Below are 14548 nucleotides of genomic sequence, written 5' to 3'. Positions count from 1 at the left end.
CTGAAAATTTTTACATAAAAATAACATAACCGGAACGTTTGTACACGTTCCGGCATTTTTCAAGCGTTTGAGCGCTCATCAAGTTCTATACATTACATTAAGAACGTTGAACTTTATTAAGATCACTTGCAAGATAACCCTTACGACTCATGGAAAGAAACGCTGCAATAAGAGCAACAACACCTCCAATAATCATTACCGTATGATAAGCAGAAAGAGATGCACTAACTTGTTGTACAAGAGTTGGTTTTGTTAACCCAGTCAATATTCTATTTTGGCGTGCGTCAAAAACGGAAACGGCCAGTGTTGTACCTACCACCATGCCTACGTTACGTACTAGAGCATTCAACCCTCCGGCAGTACCCAGCATGTGCCTGGGAACAGCACCCATTACACTGCTGTTATTAGGCGATTGAAACATTCCCGAACCAAGGCCCATGAGAATTGTCCCAATCATAATATACCAAAAAGGGGATTTGATAGTTAATGTCGCCAGAAAAAAGAGACCCATACCGGTAATTACAAGACCACCGGTTGTTAAAAAAACCGGTCCGATTTTATCCGACAGATAACCGCTTGTTGGAGCAATAATTGCCATAACAACTGGAAACGTTGCCATCAAAAGTCCGATTTTTTCCGGAGACCAATTGAACGAGTGCTGGAGAACAAAAGGCATTAACATAGTGTTGCAAAATGTCGCTACAAACGACAAGAAACCCGAAATATTGCCAATGGCAAACGGCTTTATTTTATAAAGTGAAAGATTAATCATTGGGGCTTTAACTTTTTGTTCAATAACAAAAAATGAGGTAAGAAGAATAAAGCCAGCTATAATTCCTAAAAGGATAGGAGCAGAATACCAACCATAGTCTTCACCATTATTAATTGCAAAAAGGAGAGCGACCATCCCGATAGAAAAAAGAAAAGCACCAGAAACGTCGAAAGGCTCGCGCTCTTCAGTTGGTTTATCATCAGGTAAAATGATTTGTGAAGCAATAAAACCAATAATACCTATAGGAACATTAATGTAAAAGATATATTCCCATCCCACTAAACCTACTATTAATCCCCCCAAAGCCGGTCCAGTTAAAGAGCCGAGCGCAACCGTAGTTCCTGTTAATCCAAGTGCTCGTCCACGTTCATGTGGTGAAAAAGCGGCAACAGTAATAGCTTGAGAGTTTGCCATAAGCATTGATGCTCCAAGGGCTTGAAAGACGCGAAAACCGATTAACATAAAAACGTTTGTTGATAAGCCGCAAAGTGCTGAACCTACAGTAAAGATAATAAAACCAATTGAAAAAATACGTTTTCGGCCTAAGATGTCTGCCAATCTTCCGAATATTGGCAAGAGGCTTGAGATCGTTAATAAATATCCTGTAACAACCCATTGTAATGTTTGGAGGTCTGTTTTAAAGGCAGTTGATATTGTAGGTAAAGCCACATTTACGATACTTGAATCAAGCGTAGACATAAATGTGCCAACTGATACAGTCAGGAGGATAAACCAGCGAATATTGGGATGTTCTCTTATGCTTGCTGCTGCCATGCTAAAACCTCTTTCTTACTTCATTTGAAGTTAGATTACCCCAAATACTGAATCTTTAATGACAAACCCATATGTAGAGAGAACTCAGCTTTGGTTCTATTTTTTGTTCTATTCCAGATGGGTTAAAGGATTCCATCCTTACCGAATCTATTGAAAGCAATACCTCCATTTCCCAAATTATTTATTCTTTATGTACTTACTATAGTTATAATACACGAAAAAGGTATGTTTACAAAATCATACCTTTTTCGTGTAGATGAAGAAAAGTACCTCTCCCCCCTTGTTCTAAAGAGTCGAAGTACTTCCGAATGGTTGAAGGATTAGTACCCATCAGTGATGGTTAAATAACCGACCTAATAACCGATCTATAAACGCAAGCAAGACTTATCAGGATAACTAATCGTTCCATTTACGGCCAAACCAGTTTGGACAGGGGGTTTTCTTCTCTTCGAGAAGGTCAGAGCGAAAAATAAGCTTATTGCAGCCATAACTATTAGAACCAGAATTTCATTAATTATATATGGAAGGCCTAAGTTTTTTACGGTAAGTAAACGAAACCCTTCAGCCATCCAAGTATAAGGCATAAGGCGAACTAATTCATTGATGATCTTCGGTATATGAGTACTGGGCCAAGAATATCCCGAACTTACAAAAATGGGAACTGAAATCAGCATCAAGTATCTCGTTACTAATAAAGAATTGGGAACGTAAACGGAAACAACAAAGCCTGCCGAGACAACAATAATGTCAAAAAGCAAGCCCAAGAGAACAATCAGGCCCACCGAACCTTCGATCTTGACATTAACAAAACGCACCGCAACCCACATCACTAAACCATAGTTGAAGAAATTGGCAATAAAATAGGGCAGAGCTTTACCCGAAAAGATCTTCCATGGCGAAACGGCGGCACAAAGAAACTGAACCCAAGTATGCTGTTCTTTCTCCCGAGTCACCGTCAAACCAATGCCAAGCAAACCGATCTGCTGAAAAATCATAAGAGCTAAGCCCATATAGATGAAGGTAGCATAACTTAAGGTCGGGTTGTACCAGATCTGCATACTGTAGGATACTGTATCCATGACGTTCGTGATCTCTTGTTTCGTCATGCCTAAACCACTGAGGTAAGCAGCAGTATGATCAGCACTGAAGGTATTAAGAACTTGTTGCAAGTACTTACGAATATTAAACCCATAGATAAGATTAGACCCATCATAAATCGTCAAAATCTGGGTGAGTTGATGCTGAGATAATTTCTGAGCATAATCTTCAGGTATTACAACGCCCGCTCGAACCGAACCGGTTTTCATTCCCGCTTCTAAGTCTGTATACGATTTTACTTCCGGAACCACTTTAAAATTAGGGGTATTTTCAAAAGCAGAAACAACAGCACGACTTTCCTTAGAATGATCAAGATCAACAATCCCAAGAGGTACATGCTGCAGAATACCTGAAACGTAGACGAGGCCAAATAACGAGGCGTAGAGAAGCGGTACTAGAAAAATCATTAGGAAAAGAACCCGCTCCTTTAAGATATGCATCATTTCGTAGTAAGCAATGTTTAAAATCTGTTTCACATCATATCCCCCCCTTAGGCAAAAGATTCTCAACCATAAGGCGTAAGGCCGCTGCGCTATAGAAAAGAACAGCCATCAATCCTAAAGCCAAATAGTAGTGACTCATAAATCCCCAGCCCGGATTCTTAAAGGTCAAATAATTTATCCCCTGAAAAAACCAGGTTTGAGGAAGGAGCCAAGCCACATGCTGAAACCACTGCGGCATGGCTTCGAGGGGCCAGGTGTAACCCGAAATTACAAAGGCCGGCAAAGCAATAATCATTCCATAGCGCGTAGCATTCACAGCGTTTCGCGAAATACTAGACATCATCATGCCAAGGCTATGCAGGGCAATAGTAAAAATCAAGGTGAATGACAATAAATTCAACCATCCACAGGCCAACGGGAGCTTAAAAACTACAAAAGCCAAATAATAGAGCGGTAAAACGACCAGCATAAAAACACCTATGTGAACCAGCGATTTACAGAAAAAAAGCACTGCTGAAGATATTCCGGAAGTTTTAATTTGAAACCAGCTGGCCAAACCATTCTCCCCGATAATGGTCATACAGGCAGCGAGGGTCAAACATTGCTGCCAAATATTTAAGGCAAAACCTAAAACCGTAAAATAAGCGTAATTCAACGTTGGATTAAACCATGCTTCTTCTGGAAAAGCGATGGACTGATAGGCTTCTTGGGCTTGATTGGGCTGAATTCCCTGGGCAATTAGAGTTTGAATCCCCACTTGAGCCCCAAAAGTTCTTGTTACAGTCAAAATGGCGCTGGAGGCATTGGTAGCATAAGCCATATTCATACCGTCAATAAATACTGCTACCTTAGTTTGCCGATGTAAGGCAACATTTTTGCCAAAGTTATCGGGAATGACAACCCCGACAATTACTTCTCCCCTTTTAATGGACTCCTCCAGTTGAGCAAAACTGTCAAAATAGGCTGCTGCCTGTAAATTTTGAGTATTTTTCAGTTCACTAACAACTAGCCGGCTTGTGCTGCTGTTATCCAGATCCACGATCCCCGTTGGTATATCACCTATCCGTTGATAGCTATAGACACCTGCAAACAGCAGCAGTCCGAGCAAAGGACCAATGAGCAAAATATGACGCAAGCTCTTGTCCCGCCACATATAGAATAGTTCACGCTCTAAAACTGCACGACACTGTTTAAGCATGACAACGACCACTCTGTTCTGCGTAATATTTCTCCTGCCTGTCCCATTCCGCTTGGGCTTCTGGCAAATCATAGAGGGTTATAGTTCCACCCTCTAACCAGGCGACTTTGTCCATATAATCACAAATAGTCAAAGTACTAATTGAGCTCACACAAGTCCCACCTGCTGCTAAAAATTGTTCCAGCTCTCTCAAGATAAGATTGCGGGAATGGAAATCGATATCTTTCATAATTTCATCAACGAGTAATAATTTCGGCCGATTGAGCATTGCGCAAGCCAAGGAAAGCCTTTGCACAGCGCCAATGTCTAAAACTGCTGCCGGTTTAGAGAGAAATTCCTGAAGATTAAATCGTTCAATCATTTCAAGAACATTAGCCCTTGGTGCCTTCTTTAGAGCTGCAATGAAATCAAGATTTTCAACGACAGTCATATCGCGAAACAAACTGTTTACTTGAGTTACAAGTCCGATATCGCGTTTAAATTTCTCAGTTTTTCTTATATTATACCCATATATTTCGATCTGACCGGAAGAATAACGATCAACTCCCGCTAAAATATGCATCAGAGACGTCTTGCCCGCTCCTCGAGTGCCAAAAATGCCCAAACACTCTCCGGCCATGACTTCAAAAGTGATTCCATTTAAAAGGGGTTTGCGGCCAATGTTCTGTACCAGATTATTAACCCTAATTACTGGCTCCATGTTTACTTAGCCCCCTCTACGATCTTAACTTTTGCCGTCATCCCTGTTTTTAAGGCCAAATCCTGATTTGGCAAATTAATCTTAACTTCAAAACTTTGAATGTCATGTTCGTACTGGTCATTTATTGCTTTTTTTACTGCGAATTCTCCAGCCCCATTGATTAAAACTACCTTTCCTTTAAAGACCCGGTTCGGATAAGCATCCACTGTAACGTCTGCTTCCTGATTTAAATGAACGCGTCCGATTTTTGTTTCGCTAATGTAAACATTCACATATGGATTTGCTAAATCCGTAATTTCATAAACAGGAGTACCGGCATTTAACATTTCACCGGCCTGAAGGTACTTTTTAGTAATATAGCCGGTCAGCGGGGAAAGCAAATGAGTATCGTTAAGATAGGCTGTCGCTTTATCCACTGCCCCGCTCGCTTGCTTAACTGCACCCTGAGCTGCAGCATATTGTGCCTGGGCGATTGTTACATTGCTCTGAGCTGACAAAGCCTGTTGCAGAGCGGCTTGAGCTTCTTGAAGCTTGCTTTGGGCCAAATCATAGGCATTTGTCGCATCATCGAGTGTCTTCTGAGGAACAGCTCCTCCTTTAAACAGCTCTGTAGCCCGGTCATAGGATAGTTTTGCATCTTTTACACCTATTTCAGCTTGGGCTACTTTAGCTTGAGTCTGGGCGATCGTGCTCTCAACCTGCTGCTTTGTCAAAGGAACCGCATCTGCCGCTCGCTGAGAATCCTCCTGAGCAGCGCTATAAGCACCTTGGGCAGTCACAACATCGGAACTGATTTCTTCACTTTCCAAGGACGCTATTTCCTGTCCAGCTTTTACTTGACTGCCTTCATCCACCAACGTTTTGGCTAATTTGCCTGGAACCTTAAACGAAGCCATCACATCCGTAGCTTCAATAGTGCCTGTCGCCGTCAGGCTCTGTTGTTCATCAGCCAAAGCGACTTGATGTTTGTAGAAGTACTGATTAAAAATCGCCAGACTTCCCCCGATAATTCCCATGAACAAAATGAAAATACCTAGTTTTTTGAAATTAATTCTAGCTAAAGCATCCATCAGTCTCTATTCCTCCTCATGACTAAAAATTCCATCAAAAATCAGGGTCAATATATGCTGTAGTCTTACCTCGAGCATTTTTTCAGAAAGTAAATCTTCCTGCCAAAGAGGCTGAACAATCTCACGTCGGTTAAAATAAACAAGACACAAAGCCTGCACACTCACAATCACCTGACGAATATCCGTATCCGGTCGAATGAAATTTCGTTTGATGCCATCCTTAATAATGTCACCGAACTCTAATTCAACAAGATCAAAGAATTGCGGAATTACCTTTCTAGCAAACCGACCGCCATTAAGTGCTTCCCAACTGGTAAGCCGAACAAAGTCCTCATTCTTAGCCAGAAAGTAAAAGTAGGCCCGAACTGCCCGCGTAACATTTTCTTTTGGATCATCAGCTAATTTAAAAGCATTTTTGCTTAAGGTATAGATTTTTTCGTAGTTAAAACGTAAGACTTCTCCATACAGGTCTTCCTTACTGCCATAATAATGATAGAGCATACGTTTGTTAATTCCCGCATCCTCCGCTATTTCATCAATTCGTGCACCATCAAGTCCTTTCTCTGCAAAGATTCTTGTAGCAGAATCTAAAATCCGTCCTCGGCTCTCTTCAGAACGCTGTCCCCGCCCATCGACCTTCTTAAAACCTTTTTCTTTAGCACCCATTATCCCTTGTTTCCCCCATTAGAATCGAAAAGTATGTAACCAGTTAGTTACTTATGTATTAAGGATTATTTTAATAGGTCTGCAATTATTCGTCAAGGAATTTTATGGCAACAGGAATGTTTTTACACACTTCATTTTCTCTGGACAATATTGCCAAAATCCAAAAGTAGCAGTTTTAAATTTCCTACGTATTCTATTTTCAAGCCAAAGACTTCAAGTTAGCTAGAGCTAACCTAGTTAACCAGAAGAATAACATAAGGAGGTCACCTGAATGCTTATTCTATATCCCTGCTCATTATTTTTTAAGATGATGTTGCGTCTTTAATCTTAAAATCCTTAAACGCTTGTTGCCAGGACGGATTCGCTTTAATGAAGTCCACCAGAGTTTTAATGGCATCAATCGTTGCTATTGAAAGGTAGTGCTCCATTGCTTCGGCCTCAGCAGCAAAATTGCATTGGCTACATATGAGGGCAAGGAACTCCTGCAATAATTGGTTTCTCGCTACTAGGTAGTCCCCAAACTCTTTTCCTTTATCGGTAAGCTTGATTTCGCCATATGCTTCGTATTTAATATAGCCTTCATTTCTCAATTTATAGAGGGCTTTAGTAACTGATGGTAAAGCAACGTTAAGCCTTTTACTGATATCCGAAACCCGAACAGTGTTTTGGCTTAAAGAGAACCGATATATCTCCTCCAAATAATCTTCCAAGCTGGGTGTCAGCACGCACGACACTTCCTTTGATAGCCTTGTCCCTCTACCTTTTATACTCTTTGAGTCCTTGTCGGACTTCAGGGTAAAATCATTCTCTCTATAATTATGCCGGCCAGGTATAGCAGTATGTTTTTTTAGATGAACAGATTTTCGATCCAAATGTAACAAGGGAGGTAAAATAATGAGTGAAGGGTTTAATTTATCCAGACCATCGCTTTCATTGCCATTATCGCTGCCAAAAGAAACTTTTGCGACAAAAGCAAAAAGTATGCTCAAATTTATAGGTCCGGCATTTATTGTAAGCGTTGCCTACATTGATCCTGGTAACTTCGCCACAAATATCAGCGGAGGTTCAACATTTAATTACAGCCTTATTTGGGTCATTCTTTGGAGCAATTTAATGGCCATTTTCTTACAAAGTCTTTCTGCAAAATTAGGCATTGCTACCGGTCATAACCTGCCAGAGATGTGTTCGAAGATTTACTCCCGGAGATTGAATTGGTTCTTTTGGCTTGAAGCGGAATTTGCTGCCATGGCAACAGACCTTGCAGAGTTTCTGGGCGGAACATTAGGATTGTATCTACTCTTTAAGATCCCCATGATTTATGCCGGTCTCCTCACAGGCGCTCTTACGTTCTTAATTGTCTATATGGAAAAATACGGGCAAAGAGTTGTCGAGTGGATTATTGGTACATTAGTATCAGTTATTACTATTGCTTACACCCTTGAAGTTTTTTTGGCCAAACCGGACTGGTCTCAGGTAGGCATCCATACTCTTGTCCCATCACTCCCCAATGGTGATGCTGTCTTAATTGCCGTTGGAATGCTTGGCGCAACAGTAATGCCGCATGTAATCTATCTTCACTCACAGTTAGTGCAAGCAAGAAATAGGGATAAAACAGAGGAAGAGAAACGAAAACACCTGCGCATGGAGAGAATTGATATTGCCATCGCCATGAATATTGCCTTTCTTGTCAACGCTGCGATGGCTATAGTCGCTGCAGCAGTATTTTTCAGGAATGGCATGGCTGTAGATACTATTGAAGAAGCGCATAAATCCCTGGAACCTCTTCTGGGAACACTATCCAGCGGTGCTTTTGGAATCGCTTTACTGGCATCTGGTTTATCCTCGTCTGCAGTAGGTACAATGGCCGGACAAACTATTATGAAAGGTTTTGTTGGGTTAAGTATCCCTGTCAACATACGGAGGTTAATAACTATGACGCCTGCGTTACTCATCATCGCTTCAGGTGTTAACCCCATGTATGCTCTCGTTATGAGCCAAGTTGTTTTGAGCTTTGCCTTGCCATTCGCTATTGTACCAATGCTGATGATTACCAGCCGCAAAGACTTGATGGGTAGTTTCGTCAATAAACCTCTTACCAAAATAGTAGGCTGGATAATTACTAGCCTTATTGTAGGACTAAATTTAGTTCTGCTTTACCTGACGTTCACAGGTAATGTGTAGCAACGTATAGATACCACTCCCGCTTGCAGAAGTGGGGACTTAAAAATTGGATAAATTTCCAAATTAAAAGGGCCGGAGAATCTACTCCGGCCCATCGTAAACATTTACAGTTCTTTAATATTCTACTCATCCAGTCAAACTCCTACATCTTCTAGATGAAGTGGGACCCCGGGCCACTTTCCTTAGGGAAGAATTCCCATCGAAGTCACGATGTTCAACGTTGCTCAACAAATTACTTTAAAAAGCTGAAATATAACAATACGAGAATTCCCAAAACGATCCTATAATATCCAAATAGTTTGAAGTCCCTCTTGGAAATGTAATTCATGAAACCTGAAATAACGAATAAGGCAACGATAAACGATACTACGAAGCCGATTGCCAGCAACAACAACTGATCTGCAGTCATCCCAAAACCTATTTTTAAGAGTGAGTACCCTGATGCCGCAACCATTGTGGGAATAGCAAGAAAAAAAGAAAATTCTGCAGCTACCAGCCTCGAAGAACCCAAAAGCATCGCTCCGATAATTGTCGCTGCGGACCTTGAAGTCCCTGGGATCATGGCCAAACACTGAATAAAACCAATGCTCAAGGCTGTCTTATAGCTTAATTGTTTAATAGAACTGATTTTCCCACCAGTGTTTTTGCTTTCGATAACGATTAAGATAATACCGCCAATAAGTAAAGCTAAGGCAACGACCACCGGCGTAAATAACTTGTCTTCAATGCGTTTTCCTAAAATTGCCCCAATAAACAAAGCAGGCAGTACTCCAACAATCGTCTTTTTCCATATGTCCCAGATTTCAGCCTTTTCCAGTCGCGATTTATGCCTTCCAAAGGGGAAAAGTTTATGCCAAAAATAAACGACGACAGAAAGAATAGCGCCAAGCTGGATAATTACATCAAACATTTTGGCAAAATTTCCGGTAAAATTAATAAATTCGTTGACGATAATTAAATGACCGGTAGAGGAAACCGGTAAAAATTCAGTAATCCCTTCAACTATACCTAAAATGATTGCTTTGATTATTAGACTCACCTTTTTAAAACCTCCATTATTTTTTTAAGACACTTTGGACCATTAATTAGCCCTCATACAGATAGAATTAGGCTCTACTATGCCTTCTCTGACCTTTAAGAGTCTATTGAAATTTTCATCTATTCAGCTTTAATTTAATTAACGCCATAAACGATCAGCATTGTTGCCAACTTAAAACTTGAAGCGAACCGATCATGAATGGATCGCGTTGAACTTCTACTCCTTTCTAATTTTACCTTTATGTAATACCTTTATATCTTACCACTTTTCCCTTTAAAATTGCTTAAAATATTTCATATGTTACTCAATCATCCTATCATAATGTGCTGATGAAATTCTTCTTATAACTGTAACCGTTTGTCCAGAGCACGATACTGTATAGCTTCAGCCAAATGCTCCGGATGTATAGCGGCAGAGCCTCCGAGATCGGCAATTGTACGAGCTACTCTTAAAATCCGGTCATGAGCTCGAGCACTTAAGCCCTGTCCATCAAAAACCCTCTGCAAAAGGTCCTCTCCTTTCGGAGTTAAGCGACCAAACTCCTTGCTTTCCTTCGCAGTCACCTCGGCATTCGTTTTTGCGGGTCCAAGCCTGGCCCACTGTTTTTCCCGAGCAGCTATCACTCGCTTTCTCACCATCTCCGATGATTCTTGGGAGCCGCTGACCTTCCTTAATTCCGAGTAATTTAGCCGTGGTACTTCAATATGCATATCAAAGCGATCTAAAAGGGGTCCGGAAATCCTCCCTCGATAGTTCTGAATCTGCAGAGGCGTACAACGGCACTCTCTGGCGGGATCACTAAAAAAACCGCAGGGACACGGATTCATACTAGCAATGACACTAACGTGAGCGGGATAGGTAATACTGCCTGATTGACGTGATATTGTCAATTCCCGGTCTTCCAAAGGCTGGCGAAGACATTCTAAAACTTCGCGGGAAAACTCAGGCAGCTCGTCCAGAAATAGAACACCATAATTGGCAAAGCTTAATTCACCCGGGCGTAAATCACGCCCCCCGCCAATCATCCCGACTTTTGTAATAGTGTGGTGAGGACTGCGAAAAGGGCGATACTGAACTAATGAACCATTGCAGGGCTGCAAGCCGCAGACGCTGTAGAGCTGCGTTACTTCAAGGCTCTCACTCTCGCTTAATGGAGGAAGTATTCCTGAGTAGGCCTTGGCGAGCAGTGTCTTGCCCGATCCCGGCGGACCTACTAGAATAACATTGTGGCCCCCTGCCGCTGCAATCTCCAAAGCGCGTTTTACATGTTGCTGTCCGTGAATATCTGTCCAATCAACCTGACTTCCATGAGCTATTTCTTCGCCAGGAGATCCTTTAGGCGACCGTTCATCTTCAAAATCATGGTCACCCTCTAAGGCCGCAATGAGTTGTTTTAAGGTTGAGGCGCTGTGGGTTTCTAATGCTGTCACGAGGCGGGCTTCGGCCAGATTCTCTGGAGAAATTATCAGAGACAGCTCCCTTGTCTTCCTCGTCGATTCTGATTCATACTGTTGATTATCCTGATACAGTGAAATAGCCATGGTTAACACACCTGGAACAGGCCTTAAAGATCCCTCCAAAGACAATTCGCCTGTAAATACATAATGATCCAGGCAGGCGCCACGGTATTGATTTGTTGCTGCGAGAATCCCAAGGGCAATTGGCAGATCAAGTCCTGATCCCTGTTTACGCAAATCTGCCGGAGCTAAATTAACGGTGACCCGCTGTAAGGGAAACTGGTAACCTGAGTTTCTTATCGCAGAGCGCACTCGGTCACGAGCTTCTCGAACAGCAGTGGTTGCTAACCCTACAATCTCAAAGCTAGGTAAGCCGTTAGACACATCAACTTCTACTCGAATTAAGTGAGCATGTAATCCTAAAACGGTCATTCCGTAAATTGAAGCGAACATCACACTCTCCCCCAAAAAGGCAATAGTAAAATGTTCGCTTTAAGAGTCTTTAATCCTTCCAGAATAATCAAAAAAATACATCTTATTCTAAGGAGGGGCCATTGAAATCTTTGGGCAATATTATAAGGAAGGTCGTCCCTTTTCCCATGTCGCTTTCCACTTTTATCTGTCCTCCATGAGCTTCTACAATTTGACGAACTATCGCTAAACCTAGTCCCATTCCTCCGTCTTTTCTAGTGCGTGCTTTATTAACCCGGAAAAAGCGATCGAAGATATAGGGCAGCGCTTCCCGCGGAATCCCCTCTCCTTCATCTTGGATAGCAAATTGGACATGATTTTCATGATCTTTAAAAAGGACTCGAACCGTTTTACCCTGCGGGGTATGGCGCATTGCATTGTCCAAAAGATTAATAAATACCTGTAAAAGGCGATCAGGATCCGCCATGATTTTTCCCGAACCTTTGGCGACTTCCAACGTTAAGCCTAAATCTTGAGCTCTGCCCTGAAAACGTTGGTAAACTTCACTTAAAAAGCTCTCCAGATCTAAGACAACCGGCTGTAAACTCTGTCCCCGCTCCAGCCAATTAATGTCTTGCAGATCCTTAACTAAACGGGCTAAGCGTTTCGCCTCTTCCAAGACCAAGTCAATATATTCTCCCCGTTCGTTCTTAGGTATCACATCATCCTGGATTGCCTCTAAGTACCCTTGAATAAGATGGAGCGGAGTTCTTAGTTCATGGGTGACACTGGCCAAAAATTCACGTCTTGCCTTTTCCGCCCGCAGCGAGGCAGTTATATCGCGAAGAACGGCAACATGTCCTCGAAATCCCTCTGTCTCTGTCATAGGTGCCATGATTACCTGAAGGACTTGCAGCCCTAACGTTAGAGTTCCGTAATTTTCAGCTTGCTCTTCGGTTTCTCTCATGGCCTGCAAAAAATTAATAATTTGAAGTTTCCGATCTTGGAGTTCCGCCTCTTGCTCTTGCCATAATGCTTTTGCTGTGTCATTGGCATAAAGTATCGATCCGTCACAGCCTAACATGACGACAGCATCACTAATGCTTTCAATAATACCCTGAAGCAGGTTTTTTTGCTGCGAAAGCCATTCCATATGGTTTTTTAAACTTTCCCCCATAGAATTGAAAACTTCAGCCAGTTCTCCAATTTCATCTTGACTGGTTACTCCCTGGATCGGCAAAAAATCGCCTTTTGCCATTCTCGAAGCACTTCGCTGCATCAAAGCAAGAGGCCTCGTTACTTGCCTGGCAAAAATGAGGCTGACTATTGTAGCGAGAAACACTGCAATTAAGGACGCATAAACGATCAAGCGCCGAAAGGTTGCGATACTTTCTTGGATAGGAATTGGTGAACTACCCAGTAAAACAACGGCTTGCACCGGTTTTGCTCCGACAGGTGCCGCCGCTATGAGCATGGCTTGACCCTCCCCACTGGCGGGCAGAGCTTTAATCGAGATGGTATTGCCGGCAAGGACTTGCGCTAAATTGTCGTCGGAAAAAAAATCAGAAGGGAGCAAGGATCGCGTCCAGCCCCCAAGTAACCCATTAATCTCGCCGATAGGTCCTCGAAGTCCTATTCCTTGATTTTTACTTGATGTTGATCCCGCGATCACAAGAATATTTCCTTGAGGATCAAGTAAAACCAGCTGGGTTCCTGAAGTAAGTTTAAAGGTTTCCAATAAGCTTAAACGTTCACTCCAGCTAGGGATCGAAGCTAATTGGGCCGAAACTTCTGTTGCTTCAGTTTGAAGAGAATCAAGTTTTTGGTGCAAATAAAAATCCCCGAACAGCCAAGTAATAGTAACTCCTAATCCTCCCAGGACCACAAGAATCAAGAGGGTCATAGCCATCCAAAGTTTTATGGAGATGGTCCAAGAACGCCGTTTTCTCCATTTCATCAGGACACCATATCCGGATCAAATTTATAACCAACACCCCATACTGTAACCAGCATTTTTTTAATAGTAGGATGGGCCAATTTTTCCCTTAATTTTTTGACATGGGTATCCACTGTACGAGCATCTCCATAAAAATCATATCCCCATACCGTTTCCATGAGTTGCTCACGGGAAAAAACTCTTCCTCGATTTTTGGCGAGAAAATAGAGTAAATCGAACTCCAAAGGGGTTAAGTTTATCACCTCTTCGCCAATTGTGACGCGATGCCTTTCTTTATCAATGTTGAGCAAGCCAATAGTTATTTCCGAAGAAACTGTGTGCAGCTGACCGCTGGACCGGCGCAGAAGTGCCTTAACTCTGGCGACTAATTCTTTCGTACTGAATGGTTTGACTAAATAATCGTCTGCACCCAGTTCCAAGCCTAGGACACGATCAAACTCTTCCCCGCGTGCCGTCAGCATAATAATGGGAATCCCTGAGCTTTCGCGTATTTCACGGCAAACCCGCCAGCCATCAACATCGGGCATCATTAGATCAACAATTAATAAAGAGAATTGGCCTGCTTTAAATTTAGACAGGGCAACACTACCATCCTCTGCCTCTTCAACCGAAAACCCTTCCCGTTCAAGGTACAATCTAACCAAACTACGAATTCGTTCTTCATCATCAACAATTAGAATTGGATCCACGTTATAACTCCCCTTTGAAAACTTGATGCAAGATTTTTCTTGGGTATTCGTTTTTAGTTTACCACGTTATCATGGTTATTTTGTGAAAATTAG

Annotated in this window: 12 protein-coding genes; 1 reads left to right on the top strand and 11 read right to left on the bottom strand. The window is 42.1% G+C overall.

Going from position 1 to position 14548, the window contains the following annotated elements:
* Positions 1–97: 97 nt before the first annotated feature.
* The 7 genes from ACPUYX_RS03060 to ACPUYX_RS03030 form a co-directional block, all read right to left on the bottom strand.
* A complete protein-coding gene (locus tag ACPUYX_RS03060) occupies positions 98–1546 on the bottom strand; it encodes an MFS transporter (protein WP_426378231.1) in 1449 nt (482 codons plus the stop codon).
* A 365-nt stretch (positions 1547–1911) separates the two neighbouring features.
* The gene (locus ACPUYX_RS03055) at positions 1912–3120 is read right to left on the bottom strand and encodes an ABC transporter permease (protein WP_426378230.1); all 1209 of its coding nucleotides are present in this window, start codon (positions 3118–3120) and stop codon (positions 1912–1914) included.
* Between the two features lies 1 nt (position 3121).
* Complete coding sequence (locus tag ACPUYX_RS03050; protein ID WP_426378229.1) at positions 3122–4285, bottom strand: ABC transporter permease; 1164 nt, start codon at positions 4283–4285, stop codon at positions 3122–3124.
* On the bottom strand, positions 4278–4985 hold the full coding sequence (locus ACPUYX_RS03045) for an ATP-binding cassette domain-containing protein (protein ID WP_426378228.1): 708 nt from the start codon (positions 4983–4985) through the stop codon (positions 4278–4280). The genes ACPUYX_RS03050 and ACPUYX_RS03045 overlap by 8 nt, the downstream gene beginning before the upstream one ends.
* Positions 4986–4987: 2 nt before the next feature.
* On the bottom strand, positions 4988–6055 hold the full coding sequence (locus tag ACPUYX_RS03040; protein WP_426378227.1) for an HlyD family secretion protein: 1068 nt from the start codon (positions 6053–6055) through the stop codon (positions 4988–4990).
* Between the two features lie 6 nt (positions 6056–6061).
* Positions 6062–6721: a TetR/AcrR family transcriptional regulator gene (locus tag ACPUYX_RS03035; RefSeq protein WP_426378226.1), complete on the bottom strand. Its 660-nt coding sequence runs from the start codon at positions 6719–6721 to the stop codon at positions 6062–6064.
* Between the two features lie 302 nt (positions 6722–7023).
* Complete coding sequence (locus ACPUYX_RS03030; protein WP_426378225.1) at positions 7024–7446, bottom strand: metal-dependent transcriptional regulator; 423 nt, start codon at positions 7444–7446, stop codon at positions 7024–7026.
* 169 nt (positions 7447–7615) lie between these two features.
* Between ACPUYX_RS03030 and ACPUYX_RS03025 the strand changes: the two genes are divergently transcribed.
* On the top strand, positions 7616–8902 hold the full coding sequence (locus tag ACPUYX_RS03025) for an Nramp family divalent metal transporter (RefSeq protein ID WP_426378224.1): 1287 nt from the start codon (positions 7616–7618) through the stop codon (positions 8900–8902).
* Between the two features lie 232 nt (positions 8903–9134).
* Here ACPUYX_RS03025 and ACPUYX_RS03020 read toward each other — a convergent pair whose 3' ends face one another.
* The 4 genes from ACPUYX_RS03020 to ACPUYX_RS03005 form a co-directional block, all read right to left on the bottom strand.
* Complete coding sequence (locus ACPUYX_RS03020) at positions 9135–9941, bottom strand: undecaprenyl-diphosphate phosphatase (RefSeq protein WP_426378223.1); 807 nt, start codon at positions 9939–9941, stop codon at positions 9135–9137.
* A gap of 341 nt (positions 9942–10282) precedes the next feature.
* The gene (locus ACPUYX_RS03015) at positions 10283–11851 is read right to left on the bottom strand and encodes a YifB family Mg chelatase-like AAA ATPase (RefSeq protein WP_426378222.1); all 1569 of its coding nucleotides are present in this window, start codon (positions 11849–11851) and stop codon (positions 10283–10285) included.
* 82 nt (positions 11852–11933) lie between these two features.
* Entirely contained in the window at positions 11934–13766 is a 1833-nt protein-coding gene (locus ACPUYX_RS03010) for an ATP-binding protein (RefSeq protein ID WP_426378221.1), read from the bottom strand.
* The gene (locus tag ACPUYX_RS03005) at positions 13766–14455 is read right to left on the bottom strand and encodes a response regulator transcription factor (RefSeq protein ID WP_088224741.1); all 690 of its coding nucleotides are present in this window, start codon (positions 14453–14455) and stop codon (positions 13766–13768) included. Before ACPUYX_RS03005 ends, ACPUYX_RS03010 begins: the two co-directional genes overlap by 1 nt.
* Positions 14456–14548 lie beyond the last annotated feature (93 nt).

This window comes from Desulfosporosinus sp. SYSU MS00001, from assembly GCF_049943955.1.
Lineage (GTDB): Bacteria > Bacillota > Desulfitobacteriia > Desulfitobacteriales > Desulfitobacteriaceae > Desulfosporosinus.
The sequence above is the reverse complement of the archived record's forward strand: the minus strand, read 5'-3'. Positions and strand labels throughout refer to the sequence as shown.

Coding starts and splice junctions, on each gene's coding strand:
- ACPUYX_RS03060 (WP_426378231.1), bottom strand. CDS start 1,546: ATGGCAGCAGCAAGCATAAGAGAACATCCCAATATTCGCTGGTTTATC.
- ACPUYX_RS03050 (WP_426378229.1), bottom strand. CDS start 4,285: ATGCTTAAACAGTGTCGTGCAGTTTTAGAGCGTGAACTATTCTATATG.
- ACPUYX_RS03045 (WP_426378228.1), bottom strand. CDS start 4,985: ATGGAGCCAGTAATTAGGGTTAATAATCTGGTACAGAACATTGGCCGC.
- ACPUYX_RS03040 (WP_426378227.1), bottom strand. CDS start 6,055: ATGGATGCTTTAGCTAGAATTAATTTCAAAAAACTAGGTATTTTCATT.
- ACPUYX_RS03035 (WP_426378226.1), bottom strand. CDS start 6,721: ATGGGTGCTAAAGAAAAAGGTTTTAAGAAGGTCGATGGGCGGGGACAG.
- ACPUYX_RS03025 (WP_426378224.1), top strand. CDS start 7,616: ATGAGTGAAGGGTTTAATTTATCCAGACCATCGCTTTCATTGCCATTA.
- ACPUYX_RS03015 (WP_426378222.1), bottom strand. CDS start 11,851: ATGTTCGCTTCAATTTACGGAATGACCGTTTTAGGATTACATGCTCAC.
- ACPUYX_RS03010 (WP_426378221.1), bottom strand. CDS start 13,766: ATGAAATGGAGAAAACGGCGTTCTTGGACCATCTCCATAAAACTTTGG.